Source organism: Priestia sp. FSL R5-0597, from assembly GCF_038006305.1.
In the GTDB taxonomy this organism is placed as follows: Bacteria; Bacillota; Bacilli; order Bacillales; family Bacillaceae_H; genus Priestia; species Priestia zanthoxyli.
The window spans coordinates 3,642,918-3,664,402 of sequence record NZ_JBBOUZ010000001.1; the positions used below are offsets into that span (position 1 = coordinate 3,642,918).

The following is a 21,485-nucleotide window of genomic DNA, read 5'->3' on the forward strand; positions in this document are numbered from 1 at the left end:
ATTCAGCGGCTTCATTTGTTTAAAATACCTCTTGTATCGACAACTTTTTTTGCGTATTTTACAATCGACCAATCGATTTGACTGTGATCGGTTAACACAAGTACAACATCGCTTTTTTTAACTTCTTCTTTTGTCAGCGGGACAGAGAAATACGTTTGCTTATTTAATATAGCGGAGTCAATGTAAGGGTCATGATACGTCAGCTCATATCCTTTGGCTAAAAGACCTTCACATACCGTCAGCGCCGGCGATTCACGCATATCATTTACGTCTTTTTTATACGCGATGCCTACAACAAACACGCGTTTCTCATTTGCTGCGAGCTGCTTTTCAACACGTCTAATTACTTTATTTGGCATTTCTTCATTAATATGATGAGCAGCTTCAATAAGTTCGCTCGTTAACCCATTTTGCTTTAGTTTCCATAAAAAATAAAGCGGATCAACGGGTATGCAGTGCCCTCCAATTCCGGGTCCTGGATAATACGGTGTGAACCCAAACGGCTTAGTAGATGCCGCCTGTAATACCTCATGAAAATCAATCCCTAATTCCTCGCACAATTCATTTGTTTCATTCACCAACGAAATATTAACAAGGCGCTGAATGTTTTCAAACAGCTTGCACATTTCCGCTACTTTTGGAGAAGAAACAGGCACCACCTGCTGAAAAATACTTTCATAAAACGTCTGCACGTGATAAAGGCAGTCTTTGCTGTAGCCGCTAATCACTTTTGGAATATGCTCAATATCGTATGATTTGTTTGCCGGATCAACTCGTTCTGGAGAATAAGCTAGATAAAAATCTTTACCTGCCTGTAAGTTGGAATCTTTCAAAATAGGCAAAACGACTTCTTCAAGCGTGCCTGGGTAAGTAGAGCTTTCATAAATAACGGTTTGCCCTTTTACCATATGTTCTTTCAAAAATTTAGATGCGCTAATGACTGGTCCTAGATCGGGGTTATGATTTTCTGTAATAGGAGTTGGCACGGTCACAACTACATAATCGCATGCTTGAAATGCGGAAATACCTTTTTTTAATTCATATGCTTGAAAATTTTTCTGGGTTTGAATCACATCATTACGTACATCTGGAATATAGCTTTTCCCTTGTTTTAGCGCGTCAATTTTTCGTGCGTCAATATCAAGACCAACGACGCTATAGTTTTTCTTTGCAAATAAAAGAGCAAGCGGCAATCCCACATACCCTAGACCAATAACAGCAACTTTTTTATTCATTCTTCAACACCTCAAACAAGATATCATGTCTTCGTATGTCCGGAAGAAACTCGCCTCTTTCACTTGTTTGACTAATATAGTATGCAAGGGCCTCAACATAATCTCCTAGAATACGCTGCGTTGATGCCGCCAAACCTTTGACTTTCATGTGCTCCTTTCGAATCCGGTTCGTTCGCGCCACATCAACAAAATGAACGGGCTGAACCATAAAGCCGTACATAATACTTTTTAATTGAAATAAAGGCGGAATAATAAGAGATTCGTAGCCAACCTTCTCCATTACATCCCGTTTAATTGCATGCGGAATCGCCGTCGTTGTATTGATTGTCAAATCAGGACGTTTACAAATGATATTAAGAAAATATTTCGCCGCACTTACAGAGTGAATAGGACGCACTTCATCCAGCAAACACTCTAAATTATTAAGCGCTACATCAATGCCTTGGTCAGCTGCTTCTAAATACCGTCGTAAATCTTCCGCGGAAATCACAATGTCTCCATCTATGAACAAGCAAATCTCACCGCTGCTGTACATCGCACCAATTGCTCGAGGGACGTTATGCCCAAGCCGCTGTTTGTAATGAAGAACAGTAGCACCCGCTTCAATTGCTCGTTTAACCGTCACTTCATCGGCTCCGTTGGCAACCACGATGATTTCTTCCACTCCTGCTTTTTTCACTTCTTGGATCACGCTTGCAATCGTTTCTTTTTCTTCACCTACTGGAATAACGGCGCTGTACTTAACGCCTGTTTTCCGTTTCACATTCGGTGTATAAGCCGAAACAACTTCCCGGTTTCGATCGCCGTCTGTTAGTCCGCCTCTTATTCCTTTTTCTTCAATAAGATGAGCTAACGCTTTAATGTGATCTCCAATGATATAGTTAGTGGAAATAGGAAAAGGGGAATTGGTAGGAATGGTTTTATGAGTGTTTCGAATCTTGTTTGTATAAATAACGTCTGAAGAACACGGTGCAACAATTGACATTCCTTTTAAAAGAGCAATCGTATGAGCGAGGGGCGGATGAGCTAAATTCTCATATCCGATTTTAGCTGCTGATGTTTTTTTGATGGCATGAGGAATGGCTGTTAAGGCTTGAACAGATAAATCTTCACGCTGTAAGCACAAGTTCAGCATATATTTGGCAACAGAAACAGGATGAGGACGCACCTTTCGTTTCATAATCCATGTAAGATTATTTAAAGCGATATCATGACCGGTTTCTATAGCTTGCGTATATTTCATCAGCTCCTCATGAGGAACCGCTATATCTCCGTCCAAAAAAAGCAAAATATCTCCTTTTGCTTTTTTAGCCCCAATGGCTCTTCCAATATTAATACCAAGAGCTTCTTCATAATAAACAACGCGGCATCCTGCATCCTCAGCTATTTCCTTTGTTGTATCACTGGATCCATTTACTACGACAATAATCTCAAACGGCTTCATTTTTTGAACTTCTTTAATGACAGGTAACAAAGAATCGGCCTCGTTACAGGCTGGAATAATCACTGATACTTTCAAACTCACTCAACTCCGCTAAAAATTCGAACATACGTAATGGATACTAGTGGAATGGTTACATCCGTTGGCTCACCATATGAGCTTGATGTACGTACAACAGCAGCTGCGTCCGTAACAGCAAGCAGTGTTCCATTAATAACGTCAATAGCTGTGATGATTTGCACAAATGAACCCACATTTTCTCTTAATGCATCTTGAAACATACTTTTCTCTCCTTTCGTTTAAGCACTTTGAATGGTGACGATGCTTGTAAATGGCAGTAATACCGTTGATGTGGAAGACTCTATCAATTCTAAATAGTTATCCCCAACAAACGTCACGACGCCCTCAAGCGGACCAGCCGTTGTTTCAATTACAACTTCTTGTCCGATATACTGCTTGGCAATTTCTTTAAAAGGTGATTCTTGAGCTTCTTTAATAATACTGATCACATATTCTTTAAACGTGTCGGAATAAACAACGTCTTCTACTGCTTTTTTTGTGTTTTCCTGAATAAATTCAGCAAATCGATTTGAAAACAACAGGTGTTTTATCTTTTCTACATAGCGACGGTAACAACAAAAAAACATAAATTTTGTTCCTCCTTTTTATGCTGCTATCCCTTCAAATTACCTATAACCATTGACGTAACTTAAGAGATTACTTTACCAATATATACAAGCTTTATCAGAAAGGTGACAGAACTTTTATCACGTTTTTATACAAATACGCACATGACCAGCCCGTTTTGCATAGGATTATTTCCTACTTCCTCCTACCTACTGAAACCCAAACAAAAAAAGACAAAGCTCCTAAGCTTTGTCTTTTCTTATCTATTAAATGAAGAATCAGTTGACTGCAATACGCTTTGCTCCTATATAGCGCTCTTTCCAATAGCTTGAATTTTTATCGCTAATTGTAACGCCTTTAGAAGACGATGCGTTAATAAACTGCCCGTCTCCAAGATAAATGCCTGCATGAGAAGGACCTTCTTTGTACGTTTCAAAGAAAACAAGATCTCCTACCTGCGGTTCACTTACATTTTCACCTGCTTTATAGATATCTTCAACCGTTCTTGGAATATCAACGCCTACGCTTTCTTTATATACATACTGAAGATATCCGCTGCAGTCAAATCCCGAAGGTGTAGTGCCGCCCCATTTGTACGGGGTGCCCATTAAGGATTTTGCTTTGCTGATTACTTTATCCGTATTCACTTCTGATTCGCCTTCTACAACGCCGCCTTTACCTAATGCATTGTATGTATTCTCTCCAACAATTCCATCTGCTTCTAGGTTATGTTTCTCTTGAAAAGCCATAACCGCTTTTTTTGTTTCATAATTAAAATAACGCGATACTTCGCCTTTTAAAAATCCTTTATCTTTTAACACCGTTTTAACTTGTTCAACATCATCATTTGTCATCCCTTGTTTTAAAACCGTGTCGCCAAACGCAGCATGTCCCATTGCCGGACTTGCAAATAAAGCTCCTCCTACAAGAAGCGCCGATAGCATTTTTTTCATTTCGTTTCCTCCCCGAATCATGTTTTAAGCACCGTACAACCATAACATCTGCGGATAACAATTCAATTAATAGAAGATAACAATTTGATAACAATCTTTTTAAACAGCCTCAACTCTTAGACGTAAAACGCCGAAATATAAGAAGAAGAGAAAAACAACTATTCTAGCAAATAAAGGTGATAAACATGAATTGGTTTAAACGAAACAACGTGCACCCCGAAGCCGCGGCTGTCGAATCCATCACTGTAAAGCTTCATGTATCGGACCCGATGATAAAAAAGCAGATTAACATGATTTCCTTAACGGCAGAGGATCTCGAACGCATTGCCAGATTTCAAGTTCACGCGCTGAACGCCATCGAAGAAATCGTGAATGATTTTTATAAAGCTATTGGCGAACAGGCTCATTTGGTTGCGATTATCGAAAAGCACAGCAGCGTCCATGCATTAAAACAAACGTTAAAACAGCACATCTTAGAAATGTTTGATGGACAAATAGACGACGCTTTTGTGGTAAAACGTCAAAAAATTTCCAAGATGCACGTTAAAATTGGACTTGAGCCAAACTGGTATTTGTGCGCATTTCAAAATTTATTTACGTCGCTTCTTTCAGTATGTGAACGTACGATGGAATCGAAAGAAGATTGTCTTGCTTTTATTGCAAGTATGACAAAGCTTATTAGTCTAGAACAGCAAATTGTGTTAAAAGCCTATGAGCTTGAATATGACGAGCAGCGCGCTGGACTTCAGACTCAAAAAGAGAAAATTCAGCTAGAAATCTCTCGTACATCATCTATCCTTTCTTCGTTATCTGAAGAAACGAAGAAATTTATGAATCAAATGCACAATCAGTCTTCTGACGTCGTTTCTTATGCAAACAAAAGCTCCCAATTGGCAGAAGTCATTGAGAAAGAATCCGTTACGAGTCAAGCAAAATTAAAAGAAGAACAAAACATGCTGGAAAGCATACAAAAAAATACGTCGCTCATTCAAAACAAAATGAAAACGCTCGAACATACATCACAGCAAATTCATCAAATCGTTTCGATTGTTACTTCTATTGCGGAGCAAACGAATTTATTGGCATTAAACGCTTCAATTGAGTCTGCTCGAGCAGGTGAGCATGGAAAAGGATTTGCAGTGGTAGCACAGGAAGTACGGAAGCTTGCAGAAGAAACGAAGAAATCGATTTCTAATATTTCTACTTTTATCGGAGACATTCAAAAACAAATCGAAAGCGTTTCGGCGTTAGGTGGAGAAGTCGCTACATTAACAAAAGATACGGCTGACAATATGAACAACATTACTTCTTTTTTCACGAACGTCCTTAGCATAACAACCGAGAACAAACAGCAAACCGTTCTAACAAAAAAAGAGCTTGATAAAATCGCTGACGCAATGAAGCAGCTATCTCTGCGGATTGAGAAGATGGCCCATTCCTCAGAAGAACTTGAACGGTTAACTGAAAAAAGTTGATATGCAAAAAAGCCTTCTCAGCTTGCACAAGAAGGCTTTTTTATTTTTTCAAGCTAGCGGGCTCTTGAGAAGAACGTTCGATGAACTGGACAAAATCATCTCCGTATATGCTTCGAATCAGAGCCGTCAGCTCAACAAAGTCAGGCAGCTCTCCGTAAACATCTCGCAGCGGCATCGCTCCTTGAAACAAAGGATTTTCAAGAGGGTTATAATCCTCGATCGTTTTTAAAAACATCTTTTTTCCTTCTTCTGTGAGCTGCACGTATGTATTCCGCTTATCTTTCTCATTTTTAGAAAGGGTAAGATAGCCCCGCAGGTGCAATTTTTTTGCAAAGTTAAAAGCTGTGGATAAATGCATGACGCCTAGCTTTGAAATGTCGGTCATCGACGCAATTTCCAGCTGATAAGCAATCCCTAAAATGTGATGCTCATTAATGCTCAGATCGTACGGCTTAACCCACTGTTCCCAATCCTTTTCAGTAGACTTCCAAAGAGCTTTGCTTACTTGCATCACAAGCTGATTAAACAGCATGGCATCTTTAATCGTATCTTGATTTAACGTGCGTTTCACCTCTTCACTTCCTCTCTAGAAATGCAACCGTTCACATCATTTGTCCCTAAGTCTTTATAAATAAAAAGAATGAAAATATATACAGAATATTATACATGATTGCTTATATATTTCAACTTATTTTGCATAAAAATAAATTTAAACGTTTCTTTATGTAAAAAAACCAGATGTGAACGTTCAGTGTTCACGCCTGGTTTTTAATGAATATACCGTTTACCAACTAGAAGGTTTGAAATAACGTCTGTCGGAATTTCAAACTCAATGTTTCCCATATATCCTGGAGCGACTTTGTATTTATCAAATACAATTCTAAGCTTGTGATCTTTTGTAATGTAGAAGCTTTGATTTTCAGCAATCTCTTTAAAAGGATCCATATCTTCTTCAGTCAGCCAGTAGATTTTGCCTTCTTCATGCTTCATTTGATCTTTCATTTGCTGTTTAATATTTTCACTAATGACCTTTATATAGCTTTTATCTTTGAACAAACTTGGAAGCGTAACGAGCACTTCGTGTTTTTTATCAATCGTGTCGTACTGATTAACGCTCGACGTTGAAGCTCTCGATTCTTCCACATATCGATGAACTACAAGCAAATCATCGGTATCCGTCATAATATCATAGCCGCTGCTGACAGCCACGTTTCCTTTCTCTTCTTTTCGTAATGTTTTCATCTCTTTTTTAAACTGTTCATACAGCTGTTCATTTTCTTTTATATACTTTTCATTTAAGCTTGTTTGAAGACCTTTGTTTTCCAAGCCTGAAATCAATGGTGTTTTCACGTCAATACGAGAATGCTTTTCTTCTTGTTTCAGTTCCTCAAATGTAATTACTTCTACTACTTTTCCCAGTACAGGAATTTTTGCCATTGCATTTGCCGCATCTGGACTTACATTCACCGTTGTGATAAAAATCATCGCTGCTGCCGCAATCGAGCTCGGCCAAATATAGAATTTCTTTTTACGAGGGTGTGAAGAAAGTGCCTGTGCAACAACACCATCTAATTCGTCTGGAATAGGAATGTCATGATACTGCTTCTTTAACTTTTCTATTTTTTCATTCATTGTTCTAAGTCCTCCTCCGTCATCGTAATCCGCAACAGGTTCAACGCTCTGTATAGCCTTGTCTTTACCGTATTTACATTTTCCTCAATGATTTCCGCAATTTCGTCCATTTTTAAATCTTCGAAAAACCGCAGAATAATAATGGTCTTATATTTAACCGGCAGCTGATCCATTGCTTGCTTTAAATCAATATCTTCATACTGATCTTCACGTCCGCTGCTCAGATACTCAAGCTCTTCATCGACCATAAGCGTTAAACGTTTATGCTTACGTAGGAAATCGATTGCCGTTCGTACAACAATTTTATAAAGCCAGCTTTTAATCGATTGAATATCTTTGATACTGTCTATTGAAATGAGTGCTTTTTTAATCGATTCTTGCACAATATCAAGCGCATCTTCTTGATTTTTTACATAGCTAAAGGCAAGCCGGTAAAAATCTGCTTTATGCTCGGTTATGCATGCTACGAGCATCTGATGTGCATCGTGTTTTTTCATTGTCTTTCATACCCCTTCTATTTTCTCTTGCTGAAGTACATCTATAAGGTAGACGGAATGAGTAGAAAAATAGTTTGGTTTTTTTTAAAAAAAGTAAAACTAAATGATGGTCTCATGCGTCTATTAGGTAGATATATACAAAAAGGGGAATATTACTACATGAAAACCATGGGCTACAAACGTATTTTGACACTGCTCGGATGCTGTATTTTGTTTCTTGGTACAGCAGGGTATATCGTCAAAGCAAACAGTACAGAGAAAAAAACGGCAAGTATTCAAACAGATCAAACCTATCCAGACGTTGAAATTCAAACGCTAGTTAAGGACCTTACCGACGGAGGCTATGCCATTAGCTACCCTTCCTTTGGTAAAAAAGAAATTGATCAATCCATTCAAGCTTACGTAACAGATCAAGTGGCACACTATGAAAAAAATCTGAAGAAGCAGTCAAAAAAGAAAAAATCTGAATTAACGATTACATATAAAATCGTCCATTACAGCAAGCAAACGCTAAGCGTTGTCTTTGATGAATATGAATCTATAAATGGAGAGAAAGGAACGTCTTCTCTCAAAACCTTTACATTTGACCTGCCTGCTCAAAAACAAATGACGTTAAAAGATTTATTTAACGAAAATGCAAACTATTTAGATCGCCTTTCGGCTATTTCATATGCTGAATTAAAAAAACAAATGAAAAAAGCTGATTTTGACCCGGGCCTTCAAAAAGGAACTCAGGCAGCCAATCAAAATTTCAGTCAGTTTGCGCTGCTTGAAAACAGTATTGTGATCTACTTTAAGCCTTATCAGCTAGGTGCTGAACAAACGAAAACCAAAACAATCGCTATCCAAAAAGATTTATTTAAAGACATGCTGAGTGATGCTTACAAAGACGAAGCAGCAAATAAAAATAAAGTCAAAGAAACGCCTCCAAAACATATCGTTAACGAAATACCGCAGCAAGGAGCGCCTATTGATCCAACTAAAAAAGTCGTTGCGATGACCTTTGATGATGGACCTAACCCTGCATCTACCAATGTGATTTTAGATGGATTAAAAGAAGTGAACGGACACGCTACCTTTTTTGTGTTAGGAAGCCGCGTTCAATATTATCCTGAAACAATCCAACGTATGGTGAAGGAAGGCAACGAAGTCGGAAATCACTCTTGGGACCACCCTCAGCTCACACGTTTAAATGAAGCGCAGGTCAAACACCAAATAGGCGATACCCAAGCGCTTATTAAACAAGTGAGCGGCTATGAACCAATGCATGTACGTCCTCCTTATGGAGCTGTGAATGCAAATGTAAGACGTTATGTCGGAAATGTTGGCGTGACTCTATGGGATATCGATCCTGAAGACTGGAAATATCGAAACGTTCCTCACTCCGTTCAAGCAGTTATGAGCCAAGTCGGAGACGGAAAAGTTATTTTAATGCATGATATTTACCAAACAAGTGCCGAAGCAGCAGTTGAAATTATGAAGCAGCTTCACGCACAAGGATATCAGCTTGTTACGATTTCACAGCTAGAACAAATAAAAAAAGAGCGGGAACAGCTGCACTTGCAGTAGAGGATCGCAGACGAATGCGCTGCAGCCATTAGGATGGCTGCAGCGCTTTTGTTTTTTTTATGCGATGTTTAATAAAGGCTATACAGAGCAGCGTAAGCGGAATCACTACGTGAAAAGGGATAAAAAGTAGCACCGGCATAATCGTTAAGCCTTCTTTTAAATGCTCTTGAAAATTACTTGCAATCGTCAAAGAAAAAAATAAAATCACCGTGCCAACAGGATATGTCAGCGCAGAAGGTCGTTTTACCTTAAACAGCGTGGAAAGCCCCACAATTACCGCGTAAAAAAAGACGCTGATTTTAACAAATCCTCCAATGACTAACGCAATCATAAAAAACACGTCTAGCCGCTCTAAAAAATCAGCTACTCTAATGCTCTCTACCGTACTTAAAAGCGGAAAGACCGACCTGTTAGTCAACCCTATCCCTAATACACTCACGTTAATCGCCATGGTGATTGCTAAGTTAATGCCGCTTAGTACAATGCCGCAAAGGCCTACAAGCTTTACTTTTTTAGGATCTTTTACATATGGAAAAATCATCGTAAACACAACAGCTTCTCCATACGGAATATACAGAGTCTGAGTGGCGACTGTTTTTAAAACCGGCCAAATCCCATCTCCAAGTATCGGTTTTAAAGAAGTAAAATCAATTAATCCTGAAACAAAAATAAGCACAAATCCTGCTACAGCCAAGATATACATCAAAATAAACATGAGCTCTCCTGCCCGAGCCACTACTTCAAGTCCTTTGTGCACAGTATAAATAATCAACAGCATCAGCATCGCGTTCACGACAAACAAAGGGCTGTCGGGGTAGCCAAATGTCAGCAGCATTTCTCCAAAATCACGAAGTACGCGAGCGGCAGCATATGAAAAATGAAGCAAATATAAAAAAGCAAGTGCAGATCCCAAGACTTTCCCTAGCAGCTTTTGCATGTATTCTGTCGGCAGCATGTTAGGATAGTACCTATACAGCCGGTAGTAAATGAGGTAAAGCAATAAGCTCCCAAACATACCGAGTAAAATAGCAAGCCAAGCGTCTTGTTTTGCATCCATTGCAAGCGGAATGAGCAATGCGCTTCCATGTTCAAAAAGGACAATTAAAATAAAAAACTGCACAGAGCTAATTTTCACTTTTTCCACTCATTGCTCCCTCCTGTTTACTGGCGTTGTTTTACCGCATCAGACATAAACGACTTGTTTCGCAAACCTGCTCGTCTTACATACGCTTCTACTTTCACATCCATCTCCACTTCAGGAAAATACACATCGCTCCACTCATGCTGAAGCCTTTTCCACTGCCTCGGATAATTTTCGTGCACGACTTCTCCAAATCCCACAACGTCCGTCTGTTTTTTTTGAGCAAAAGCAAACGCTTCTTTTATTTCGTTTTCAATGGCTGCTTCTATTTTTTTTTCAATATCAAGAATCACAAATGGATTTTTAATATCTATAGGTACTTCCATTTCACCAATATCTCCTTCTACTCTAGTTCGTACAATCATCTTTGGTTTGCCGTTTACCATATTTGCACTCACGTTTGTTCGCTGACGGACGACTTGATAAGCAATGGCTTTCTTTTTATCTTTCCATGAAATATTCACATCTGTTCCCTGCACTTTATCCCGCAGCCACATCACGCCTCGCGCTTTTTTTCCATATAAAAATGTAATCAACTTCCCATCTTTAAACATGCCGAGTCCTTCTGCACGAAGAGTCGATTCAGGAGCAGTTTGCTGAAGATTTTGCAGCGTTTGGGCTTTTTGAGCGCTACCTCTTATTCCAAACCCTGACATCAGCGCTTGACTTCCCGGGGATTCAAGGTTTTTCATAACTTCTTGAGCCGATACTTTCATATGTTCTCCCCACTTTTGTTCGGTGAGCTCCAGCGTTTTAAGGACTTTATTAGCTGGAATTTTATCAATTGGCGTAAGAGATTTTACAAAACTGGAAGCTTTTACGCCGTTTGCAATGACCATATCAGATGTAATTCGAAATTCCGGATCTCGGTCAATGCCATCAATAATGACATCAATGCCCTCCGTTCTCGCTAGGCTTTCTCCGATAACAATTAAGTTTGTATGAGCGTAGTACAGTCTTCTTGATACCGTGCTCGATGCTCTTCTACTTGCTTCCACTAGGTTTGCGCCTTTTGCTCCGTATACGGAAACAGACGGACTTTGGGTACCACCCCCGCCGCCTTGAAGACCGCCGGCTACGTTACCTGGATTAATAATTTGCAGCGTGATTTGATACTGACCATCTTTTGTTTTATCAATTCCCATCGCTGCGACAATCGCTAAATCGGTTAATTCCTTACTGCTCCAGCAGCTTGAAAGGATGCAAATCGAAAATGCCATAACTGTACATAAAAGCCCTTTACGCATCACTTTGATCGCCTTCTTTCACCGTAGTGTTTGCCATTCCCCGGCTTTTAGGAGGCATTGGGCGCTGGTCTTCTCCTTCTCGCGTCATATTTCCACTGCTAATGAGCCTTGGTCTGTGTCTGAGCATCCACCACGGCATGCGAACAATCGTATCACCTGAGTTGCTCGGAATAAACGGAGCAAGAGGCGTCATATATGGAACGCCAAATGAACGAAGACTGCAGAGATGAACAATCATCATTAAAAAGCACAGGATAATGCCATAAAACCCGAAAGTAGCCGCTGCAATCATAAAAACAAAGCGAATGAGCCGAGCAGAAATCGCAATGGCAAATGAAGGCGTCGCAAAGCTTGCAATCGCCGTCATCGCTACAACAATAACCATCGCTGGAGATACAATCCCCGCTTGAACCGATGCTTGCCCAATCACGAGCGCTCCTACAATTGAAACTGCAGAACCGATCGCCCTTGGAAGTCGAATACCAGCTTCTCGCAAAATTTCAAATGTGACTTCCATAATGAGCGCTTCAACCAAGGAAGGAAACGGAACATCTTCCCGCTGTGCAGCAATGGCGATGAGCAGCTTCGTCGGAACCATTTCTTGATGAAAAGTTGTGATCGCTACATACGTAGCCGGTGCAATCAGTGAAATAAAAAAAATAAGAATGCGTAAAAAACGAATCGACGTGGCAATATCAAAGCGCGAATAATAATCTTCAGGAGACTGAAAAAACTGAATGAAGACAGCAGGTGCAATCAGCACGAATGGCGTTCCGTCTACAAAAATCGCAATACGCCCTTCTAAGAGATTTCCTGCAACGATATCGGGACGCTCCGTGTGATACATTGTAGGAAAAGTAGTGTACGTTTGGTCTTCAATAAGCTGCTCTACATAGCCTGATTCTAAAATGCTATCGATATTAATTTGGTTAAGACGCTGCTTTACTTCTTTTACGATTTTGTCATTGGCAATCCCATTAATGTACATCATTGAAACGTCTGTCTGCGTTACTTTCCCAATCTTCATCGTTTCTACCCATAAGTCAGGCGATTTGATAATTCGCCTGACCATGGGCATGTTTTTAGCAATCGATTCCGTGAACCCTTCCTTAGAACCCCGAACGACAAGCTGTGTAGTCGGTTCTTGAATTGAACGCCACTCCCCGCCTTTCGTACCTGCACTCATCGCATGGTTGTTTCCATCTATCAAGATAAGCGTGTCTCCTGACATCAAGGCGGGAAACACTTCACTCCACGTATGTAAAATCGCAATGTCTCCAATTCCTACTACATCTTCTTTTAATAACGTAAAAGCATTTTGAGGTGTTATTGGTTCAGAAAACACGTCATCTTTCATCATGGTGTCTACTAAAAGCTCTTGGATAGACTGATTGTCTACAATTCCGTCTATATAGATAACAGCGGCTTGAATGGCTGCCCTTTCCCCAATTTTTATATAGCGAATCACCATATCCGAGCTGTTCCCCGTTCGCTTTTTTATGTTAGCTATATTACCTTCAAGCGACTGCATCAGCAGTTCTTGTTCCTCTGGTAGCGAACCTTCTGTTTCCTTTTTATTGTCTTTGCTTTTTTTATTTTTAAATAAAGAAGGCACGATTAAAAACACCTTTCTTTTCTTTTTTTTAGCTTTTTCCAAATAAATGCTTTGTATGCAATTTTTAATAGAACAATCAAAGCGTAAGACCAAAAAAATAACAAAAACTATCAGTAGAATGTTTTTAAGAAAAAAATAAAAACGGAGAGTGAGACATATGAAAATCGTTTGGATATCAGCTTTGCTGTTAGGATGCTTAATGGGATTTTCTATCGGCGTTGATATGATGCAAGGATTTAGTTTTTCCATGGCCTTGCAAAATGCCTACAGTCCGTTTCGTGTTATGGAGTTTGCTGAATTATTTGTCCTTTTTTTCCTTTTGTTCTGTTTTGTAGTTGAAGTATTTTACCGCTCGTTTAAAGTAAAAAAAGCAAAACAGCAGCAAAAATAAAACTCCGTAAAAAACACATATTTCTCCTTTTTACCACCTATTCTCCTTTCCATTTAAATGTTATAATTTTCATAATTGGAGAAACTTTTACACGCCTTTCTTCATGGAAAGCTGTACGCTTAAACTACAAAATAAATATTAACTTTGAACTAAAAGGTGAAGAAATGATGAAAAAAAAATTAGCCGTTATTAGTACAGCTTGCTTACTTATTCTTGCAAGTGACCCCATCTCTTCTTATGCTACTCCTGATTCCCCGGATTCCTCTTCCGATGTTTTGGACCAGTCAACGGACGTGGATACAACTGAAGATGTAAAAGCTATTTTTGACTCTCTCTATCAAGAAGGCTATTCGCTCGGAGAAGAAGATGGATACGCACAGAAAAAATTCGAGCAGTTCGATCAAACAACAGGACTGGACAAATCTTCTGAAGAATTCACGTGGTTTATGATGGGGTATACGGTAGGATATAAAAAAGGACAGCAGCAAAAAGAGGAAGAACTCAAGACTGAACAAGAAAATGAAATGGCTGCCGGCGAAGAGGAAGGCTATCAGCAAGGCGTCCTTGATTACAAACATGCTACTATTCGATCGGAAATCGCCCCCTTCCCTTCTAAGTCATCCGACTGGAATAAAGGTTATGTTCAAGGCTACAAAAAAGCTATTTCTTTAATGGACCTATCTGTTAAAGCAAAAAAAGAAGGCTATGAACAAGGTCTTGAAAATGATTCGATGAGTGTTCCCAGCATGTATGATGATGAGGATGTCACACGTCAGGCTTTTACAGAAGGCTTTGAAACCGCTCAAGCCGAAGTACTGAATCAGCAAAAAAAGCAGTTTGAAAAGCAAGGCTACGTACAAGGCTTTCACGACCTTCCTCTCGAAGTACCTGCAGAAGCAGAGGGCGAATTGCAAACAGCCTTTGAACAAGGATATGAAAAAGGACAGAAACAAAAACAAAAAAACGTAAAAGCAGATGGATACGACTCAGCTTTCACTTATCAGACCTATAGAGCGCCTAAAAGTCTTCAGGACAAGCCTCAACTAGAAAAATGGTACAAAGCAGGTTTTTATTCGAATAAAGATGTGAAATCTTTACAGCAAAAAGCTTATAAAGACGGCTGGAAACTAGGAAAAGAAATGAGCGTTCCGAAAAAATACAAGCAAAATAAAGCTGCGGTGGCGATGTACAAGAAATATTTTGAACAAGGCCAAAAAAAGCAGGATAAAACAGTGAGTCATATCCTGCTCGGCAGCGGTATCGTTCTTACACTGCTTGCCCTTATCACGCTATGGAGACTTCGTCGCCGTAAAAATGAAGATACAACACCAGATAGCTAAAGACAAGTACATAAAAAACCCGGAAAATCATGATTTTCCGGGTTTTTATGTTAAATAATCATTCGTTTATTTTCCGCAAGCTGAACTTCTTGCTCCTGTTTTGACTGATTTTGTTTTCGAATTTTCAAATAATAATAAACATAGCAGCCTATAAAGAAGATACCTCCGCAGTATAGAGCCATTCGCTGCTCAGGATCAAACGCAAGACTGATCATAACAATACAGTTCGTAATAAGCGCTACGATAGGCAGAACCGGATAAAGAGGTGTTCTGAATTTCAGATCTTCTACTTTTCCACCTTTAGCCACGTAAGCACGACGGAACGCAAGCAGTGAAGCTGTAATCGCAATCCAGCCAATTTGAGCGCCAAGTCCAGCGAGTGAAATCAGCCATACGAAAACGGTTTTAGCTGCCACTACGCTTGAAAGCAGCGAAAAACATGAAATCACAAGCGTAATTAATAGTGCATTAAACGGTACACCTCTTTTGTTGACTTTTCCAAGCGCAGGACTTGCCATTCCTTCTCTTGAAAGAGAATAAAGCATACGTGTAGCCGCGTAAAACCCAGAGTTTGCGACTGAAAGAAGAGCTGTTAAAATGATAAAGTTCATAATATCCGCCGCATAAGGTACACCTACACTGTCTAACACAACAACAAACGGGCTTTCTACAACGCCTGCTTTTTCACGAGGAATCATACTTGCTAAGACAAACACGGATAAGACGAAAAAGAAAAGCGTACGCCAAACCGTTTGCTTGATCGCTTTTGGAATTGTTTTTTCCGGATTTTCACTTTCTCCCGCCGCAATTCCAATCAATTCTGTTCCTTGAAACGAAAAGTTCACCGTAATCATTGTAATCAGTAAAGCCGTTACACCGTTTGGAAACAGCCCTTCGGCAAAGAAGTTTGATAGAAGCGGTGCTTCCTGTCCGCTTTTCATATCAATAAGTCCAAACATTGCCGCTCCACCTACCACAATGAACATAATGATGGCGAAAATTTTAACGCTTGAAAACCAAAATTCTGTTTCACCAAATGCTTTAGCTGAAAGTGCATTTAGTGAAAAAATTAACGCTCCAAAAATGGCGCACCATAACCAAACAGGCGAGCCTGGGAACCATCTTTGCATTAACTGTCCGGCAGCTAAAAACTCAAGTGCAACCGTTACTGCCCATCCTAGCCAGTACAGCCATCCAATCGCAAAACCGGTTGCAGGGCCGATAAATTTAGTGGAGTACGTTTGAAACGATCCTGCAACTGGCATAGCAACGGATAATTCTCCAAGACACAGCATCGTTAGATACATAATGATCCCTCCTACTAAGTAGGAAATCATTGCTCCCATCGGACCTGCTTCATTGATGGTATAACCTGACCCAAGGAAAAAACCGGTACCAATACATCCCCCTAGTGATATCATAAAAAGATGCCTTGTTTTCATCGTTCTTTTTAATTCTCCTGGCTGTCCCTGTGGAATATTCATCCCATTTCCTCCCTTTGCTGCACAAAAATGAAATCGCTTTCATTTTTTTAGGTTTATTTTGTTTTTATAGCCGCTTATTACGCAGCTCTTCCTGACTGAAGTCAATTGATGCCGGATGATTTTCAAATGGCGCCACCCCCGTAGCGAGGATGGCAGCCGCTTAGTCCTGTATGACCGTTTCTTGGATCATAAAAGATTTTCTCCACACGATACCTGTAAGTAGCTTTTTCTTATAAAAGCTTATCGCCAAACAATGAACTCATTAACGCAACCGCTACTTCTGCAGTTTTGTTATGCTGATCTAAAATGGGGTTCACTTCTACAAATTCAGCGGATGTGACCATGTCTGCTTCCGCTAACATTTCCATTGCTAAATGACTTTCTCGGTAGCTGATGCCGCCTTTTACAGGTGTACCTACGCCTGGTGCATCATCTGGATCTAAGCCGTCCAAGTCCAGCGACAGGTGCACACCGTCTGTACCGCTTAAATAATCAATCGTTTCTTTCATCACTTGCGTCATACCTAAACGATCAATTTCATGCATGGTATACACTTTAATTCCTTTTTCTTTAATTAACTCTTTTTCACCATCATCCAACGAGCGTGCACCGATAATAACTAGATTTTCAGGTTTAATTTTTGGTGTATACCCTCCAATATTTAAAAGTACAGGATGTCCTATACCCAGGCTCACCGCTAACGGCATGCCGTGAATGTTGCCCGATGGAGATGTTTCAGCGGTGTTTAAATCACCATGAGCATCATACCAAATAACGCCTAAATCTTCTGAACCTTTCGCGACTCCTGCAAGCGTTCCAATTGCAATACTGTGATCTCCGCCTAATATTAACGGAAAGCGGTCTTGCTCTTTCACTTCTTCAACTCTTGCAGCAAGCTGTTCATTTCCGCTGGCTACAGCCGCTAAGTTTTTCAAATTCGTGTTTTTATCCACGTCTGCCCGTTCTTTAATCTCTACTTTAATATCGCCTTCATCATGTACGGTATAGCCAAGAGCTTCTAAGCGTGTATTCATGCCCGCATAGCGGATTGCGCTCGGCCCCATGTCTACGCCCCTTCTTGTTTGCCCGTAATCCATTGGTACACCGATAATTGAAATTTCTTTTTTCATTTTCTATACCTCCGTTGCATGTTAGTCTGTGTGAAGTAAACATAGGCGTTTATTTAACTATGTATTTTTTCATTGATACAGCCCCTCATCTATTTCTTATGCAAAAATGATGCCAACTTTGTTTGTAGCATTCTATCAGTCTTTTTATCACAGTTTTTCTTACGCATGCCAAAAAAACTGTCGATTTCTACAACTTTTTGGCAAACTACGCAAATTTTTTTGTCGTTTGGTTTAAAATCGCCAATTTTATTTGCTTTCTTAAAAAGGAGTGAGCCAATATATAAATGAAACCTACGTTTACCATCGCAATAAAAAAATCCGAACGCTTTAGATTCTCTATCAAGAATCAAACGCGTTCGGATCTTCCTTCAACTAAGCTACTTTTATCCCATTTAATTTGTAATAACGTCTCCGTCTTCATCATCGCCGGTATCGTTTTCACCAGGATTTTTTTCTAATGAGACTACTTTCTTTTCTTCATCCCATTTCACTTTGTAGCCAAGTGATTTGGCTACTTTGATAACCGATAAATAGGAGTGGTGATTTGGTTTATACAGCTTTAAATCACTCGAATCAATGACGCCTAATCCTAGCAGCAGGCGGTCGGACTGAACGTAAGGCTTTCCATCAATCAGTTTTACTTGCTTATCAGTAAATGGATACACGGCACGGTTGACTTCGACCGTAAACTCTCCTTTTTTCTCTTCTTTAATTGGTTTCGGCTGTTTGGATACATATTTAATTGCGTCTACTCCTAATACAGTGCCTTGGCGCGTATTATCAGCACCTCCGTACATTTTCCCCGTTTCATAGTCATAGATAACCGCTTGGACATTTCCAATATGCTCTGGCTTTTCTTCAAACGCATGTCCTTTAGCCATCATTTCAAGGAGTGTATCTTGGCTAAAGCCAGGTTCCCATCTTACGGTTGGATAGCCGCTTGAATAAATACGAGGCGTTAAAATCGCTTTTTGAATCGGCATCTTATGGTCAATAACATTCATAATCGTTTCTGCTACAGACGCAATAATGGTTGGGCCTCCCGGTGAACCAATTGCCATGAACGGCTTTCCGTCTTTTAACAGCATCGTTGGAGACATGCTGCTTCGAGGACGTTTTTTAGGCTCAACCTGGTTCACGCCTCCCGGAGTGGCATCAAAATCCGTCATTTCATTGTTGAGCATAAATCCGTAGTCAGGAACCATAATTCCTGAACCAAAAACTTGTTCAATGGTAGTCGTGTAAGAAACCATGTTTCCCCATTTGTCTACAACAGAGAAATGAGTCGTTTGGCCGATTGGATTTTCTTCCGTTATCGTTGCTTTATTTGGATTTTCTTTTCCTTCATATTTCCAAGGGTCTCCTTCTTTAACATTAGGCGTTGCTTTATTTGGATTAATTAATTTACGACGTTCTTTAATATAATCTTCATCTAACAGGCCTTTTTTCGGCACTTCGTAAAAGTCTTCATCTGCCATATACGCCGCGCGGTCCGCAAAAGCTAAGTGCATCGCTTCCGTTAAATGCTGCAAATACTGTGGCGTATTGGAACCCATTTTTTCTACATCATAACCTTCCATTAGCTTTAAAATTTGCTGCACGGTTAATCCGCCGGAGCTAGGAGGAGCCGCACTAACCACATCGTAGCCTCGGTAAGTTGTTTTGACCGGCTCGCGTTCTTTTACAACATAATTTTTTAAATCATCCATGGTCATGCTTCCATCGCGTTTTTGAACTTCTTTAACAAGCGCTTTTCCAATTTCTCCTTTATAAAGAGCGTCTGACCCTTCTTTTTGAATAAGCTTTAATGTTTTCGCAAGATCAGGCTGAACAAGCTTAGCTCCTTCTTTTAACGGCTTGCCATTCGGTACAAATACATTACCGGCCGTTTGGTATCTTTCAAGCTTGTCCGCATTTTCATCGATATACTGAGCCATCGACCAATTCACTTTAATTCCTTGTTCCGCTTGAGTAATAGCAGGTTTAATAACATCTGATAAGTCCATGGTTCCATAATCTTCAAGGGCTGTTTCTACTCCTTTTAACGTGCCAGGAACTCCAACTGCTTTTCCTGTTATGTGACGTTTACTGAAAGGAATGACTTTTCCTTTTGAATCTAAAAACAGCTTAGGCGTGACATCAGCCGGTGCCATTTCACGGCTGTCTAGCATCGTAATTTTATCTTTCTTTTTTTCATAAATCATCATAAAACCGCCGCCGCCGATACCAGACATCATCGGTTCCACAACGTTTAGAGATAGTTGAATGGCCGCTGCCGCATCTACAGCGTTTCCGCCTTCAGCTAACACTTTCCTCCCCGCTTCAGCAGCCAGCGGGTGAGATGCCGCTACAATTCCTTGTGTAGCACCCCGTTTCATTGAATGGTCGACACCCGGAACTTCAGCAGCAGCTGGTGTGACAACTAAACATAAACTAAATAACGTAATAGCCAACATCTTCATAACCTTCATCTGGGTCTACTCCTTCAAATACATTATTTCACATCGCCTGAGACGATGGATTTCACGAAGAATAAATTGGTTTATTATGATATTTTTTACATATGCGTATAAATAAAAAGCAAAGTAAATCATACCTTTGCTTTTTTAGTTAATCGCATGTTTAACTTTTCTCTCTATTCATTTACAATTATCTATATTTTCTAACAATTTATCCATAGGCTGATAGTTTCTTACTATTTTTGGAACTATGTAGACTGAACGCTCTAATAATGTAGAAAATCTAGCAGTTAAGAAGTCGTTCGACTTACATGCACTTCTTAAATTTTTTATAAATATTCTTATTGTTATATAAAAAGCAATCCTTTATGAAAATCAGCATACGTTTTCTGAAAATCAAAAATAAAACAGGACTTTAGATTCATCGTCCTGTTTGGAGCATGTTTTCGACTTTTTTAATGTCCGCGTGCGTAGGATTGATTTCCCGAGCATAGGCGATTTGTTCTTTCGCTTTTTCCATTTCTTTTAATTGAATATAGGTTTTGGCGAGTTCGAGCGGCAGCATAATCCCTTCAAAACCAAGATCTTGCGCCTTCTGCAAATAAAACAGCGATTTTTCGTAATTCCCTCCAAACATAAGCGGAGTTTCCCGATATTTTATTCCTCGAACGAAGTGCGCCAAGCTTGAAGATGGATTTAATGTTAATGCCTGATGAAGAGCCCGGTCCATTTCTAAGTTCAATACCATTTTTTCAAAGATAATTGATTCTTCAATTTGCTTTGCTAAACAAACGGCTAAGTAACAGTACAAATCAGATGCTTGAGGTTTTTTCTTCATTTCTTGTTGAATTTCGCGCTTGATCTCTTTCCACTTTCCCTCTTCTAGCTGATTCATGACGTATTGTGCATGTATTCCCACCTGTTTGCCCTCCTTTTCCTCTTTATCATAAAGGATTTCTGCGCAAATGAAAAAAGTAAGTGTTCTTCATTCTTCACAAAAAACGTTACCATTAAAAAATAGGCAAATTTCTCAATCACTTAACCCAATTAGTACATAGGATATAGAGACTTTTATTAAAGGAGGTTACACATATGGGCGCAAAAGGCGGTTTTGGTTTTTCATTTATCGTTGTTTTATTTATCCTATTAGTAATCGTAGGGTGTTCTTGCTACTACTAATTTTTAGAGAGGATGAACATCATTCATCCTCTCCTATTTCAAAAAAAACCATGCTTTCGCATGGCTACAT

Annotated in this window: 20 protein-coding genes; 5 read left to right on the plus strand and 15 right to left on the minus strand. The window is 39.7% G+C overall.

Annotated elements, in window-relative coordinates; translation table 11 throughout:
* Positions 1 to 11: 11 nt before the first annotated feature.
* The 5 genes from MKX72_RS19185 to MKX72_RS19205 form a co-directional block, all read right to left on the minus strand.
* Positions 12 to 1,235: a nucleotide sugar dehydrogenase gene (locus MKX72_RS19185; RefSeq protein WP_033579932.1), complete on the minus strand. Its 1,224-nt coding sequence runs from the start codon at positions 1,233 to 1,235 to the stop codon at positions 12 to 14.
* The gene (locus MKX72_RS19190; RefSeq protein ID WP_155007713.1) at positions 1,228 to 2,754 is read right to left on the minus strand and encodes a glycosyltransferase; all 1,527 of its coding nucleotides are present in this window, start codon (positions 2,752 to 2,754) and stop codon (positions 1,228 to 1,230) included. The genes MKX72_RS19185 and MKX72_RS19190 overlap by 8 nt, the downstream gene beginning before the upstream one ends.
* Positions 2,755 to 2,756: 2 nt before the next feature.
* Positions 2,757 to 2,957, minus strand: coding sequence for a hypothetical protein (locus tag MKX72_RS19195; RefSeq protein WP_033579930.1), 201 nt, complete (start codon positions 2,955 to 2,957; stop codon positions 2,757 to 2,759).
* A gap of 18 nt (positions 2,958 to 2,975) precedes the next feature.
* A complete protein-coding gene (locus tag MKX72_RS19200; RefSeq protein ID WP_033579929.1) occupies positions 2,976 to 3,323 on the minus strand; it encodes a hypothetical protein in 348 nt (115 codons plus the stop codon).
* 258 nt (positions 3,324 to 3,581) lie between these two features.
* A complete protein-coding gene (locus MKX72_RS19205; RefSeq protein ID WP_033579928.1) occupies positions 3,582 to 4,256 on the minus strand; it encodes a C40 family peptidase in 675 nt (224 codons plus the stop codon).
* Positions 4,257 to 4,441: 185 nt separating this feature from the next.
* Between MKX72_RS19205 and MKX72_RS19210 the strand changes: the two genes are divergently transcribed.
* A complete protein-coding gene (locus MKX72_RS19210; RefSeq protein WP_033579927.1) occupies positions 4,442 to 5,731 on the plus strand; it encodes a globin-coupled sensor protein in 1,290 nt (429 codons plus the stop codon).
* 40 nt (positions 5,732 to 5,771) lie between these two features.
* Here MKX72_RS19210 and MKX72_RS19215 read toward each other — a convergent pair whose 3' ends face one another.
* From MKX72_RS19215 to MKX72_RS19225, 3 genes are all read right to left on the minus strand, one after another.
* Positions 5,772 to 6,302, minus strand: a complete 531-nt coding sequence (locus MKX72_RS19215; protein ID WP_028415001.1) for an HTH-type transcriptional regulator Hpr — start codon at positions 6,300 to 6,302, stop codon at positions 5,772 to 5,774.
* 197 nt (positions 6,303 to 6,499) lie between these two features.
* A complete protein-coding gene (locus MKX72_RS19220; protein WP_033579926.1) occupies positions 6,500 to 7,363 on the minus strand; it encodes an RsiV family protein in 864 nt (287 codons plus the stop codon).
* Complete coding sequence (locus MKX72_RS19225) at positions 7,360 to 7,860, minus strand: RNA polymerase sigma factor (RefSeq protein WP_033579925.1); 501 nt, start codon at positions 7,858 to 7,860, stop codon at positions 7,360 to 7,362. The genes MKX72_RS19220 and MKX72_RS19225 overlap by 4 nt, the downstream gene beginning before the upstream one ends.
* A gap of 159 nt (positions 7,861 to 8,019) precedes the next feature.
* Here MKX72_RS19225 and MKX72_RS19230 point away from each other — a divergent pair, with 159 nt between their 5' ends.
* Entirely contained in the window at positions 8,020 to 9,429 is a 1,410-nt protein-coding gene (locus MKX72_RS19230) for a polysaccharide deacetylase family protein (RefSeq protein ID WP_033579924.1), read from the plus strand.
* Positions 9,430 to 9,457: 28 nt separating this feature from the next.
* Here the strand turns inward: MKX72_RS19230 and MKX72_RS19235 are convergent, their stop codons facing one another.
* Genes MKX72_RS19235 through MKX72_RS19245 form a run of 3 tightly spaced genes read right to left on the minus strand, consistent with a single transcriptional unit; the run spans position 9,458 to position 13,432 of the window.
* The gene (locus tag MKX72_RS19235; RefSeq protein ID WP_028415005.1) at positions 9,458 to 10,573 is read right to left on the minus strand and encodes a GerAB/ArcD/ProY family transporter; all 1,116 of its coding nucleotides are present in this window, start codon (positions 10,571 to 10,573) and stop codon (positions 9,458 to 9,460) included.
* A gap of 17 nt (positions 10,574 to 10,590) precedes the next feature.
* Positions 10,591 to 11,820, minus strand: coding sequence for a Ger(x)C family spore germination protein (locus MKX72_RS19240; protein WP_028415006.1), 1,230 nt, complete (start codon positions 11,818 to 11,820; stop codon positions 10,591 to 10,593).
* Complete coding sequence (locus MKX72_RS19245; RefSeq protein ID WP_033579923.1) at positions 11,810 to 13,432, minus strand: spore germination protein; 1,623 nt, start codon at positions 13,430 to 13,432, stop codon at positions 11,810 to 11,812. Before MKX72_RS19245 ends, MKX72_RS19240 begins: the two co-directional genes overlap by 11 nt.
* A gap of 157 nt (positions 13,433 to 13,589) precedes the next feature.
* Here MKX72_RS19245 and MKX72_RS19250 point away from each other — a divergent pair, with 157 nt between their 5' ends.
* A complete protein-coding gene (locus tag MKX72_RS19250; RefSeq protein WP_028415008.1) occupies positions 13,590 to 13,823 on the plus strand; it encodes a hypothetical protein in 234 nt (77 codons plus the stop codon).
* A 167-nt stretch (positions 13,824 to 13,990) separates the two neighbouring features.
* On the plus strand, positions 13,991 to 15,163 hold the full coding sequence (locus MKX72_RS19255; RefSeq protein ID WP_235918722.1) for a hypothetical protein: 1,173 nt from the start codon (positions 13,991 to 13,993) through the stop codon (positions 15,161 to 15,163).
* 50 nt (positions 15,164 to 15,213) lie between these two features.
* Here the strand turns inward: MKX72_RS19255 and MKX72_RS19260 are convergent, their stop codons facing one another.
* The 4 genes from MKX72_RS19260 to MKX72_RS19275 form a co-directional block, all read right to left on the minus strand.
* Entirely contained in the window at positions 15,214 to 16,647 is a 1,434-nt protein-coding gene (locus MKX72_RS19260; RefSeq protein WP_028415010.1) for an amino acid permease, read from the minus strand.
* A gap of 230 nt (positions 16,648 to 16,877) precedes the next feature.
* Complete coding sequence (rocF, locus tag MKX72_RS19265) at positions 16,878 to 17,777, minus strand: arginase (protein WP_049166030.1); 900 nt, start codon at positions 17,775 to 17,777, stop codon at positions 16,878 to 16,880.
* 392 nt (positions 17,778 to 18,169) lie between these two features.
* Positions 18,170 to 20,248 carry a gamma-glutamyltransferase gene (gene ggt / locus MKX72_RS19270; protein WP_049166032.1) on the minus strand — a complete coding sequence of 693 codons (2,079 nt, stop codon included), beginning with the start codon at positions 20,246 to 20,248 and terminating at the stop codon, positions 18,170 to 18,172.
* A 409-nt stretch (positions 20,249 to 20,657) separates the two neighbouring features.
* The gene (locus MKX72_RS19275; protein ID WP_028415012.1) at positions 20,658 to 21,155 is read right to left on the minus strand and encodes a tetratricopeptide repeat protein; all 498 of its coding nucleotides are present in this window, start codon (positions 21,153 to 21,155) and stop codon (positions 20,658 to 20,660) included.
* A 173-nt stretch (positions 21,156 to 21,328) separates the two neighbouring features.
* Between MKX72_RS19275 and MKX72_RS19280 the strand changes: the two genes are divergently transcribed.
* Entirely contained in the window at positions 21,329 to 21,415 is an 87-nt protein-coding gene (locus tag MKX72_RS19280; protein WP_016765201.1) for a YjcZ family sporulation protein, read from the plus strand.
* Positions 21,416 to 21,485: the final 70 nt, after the last annotated feature.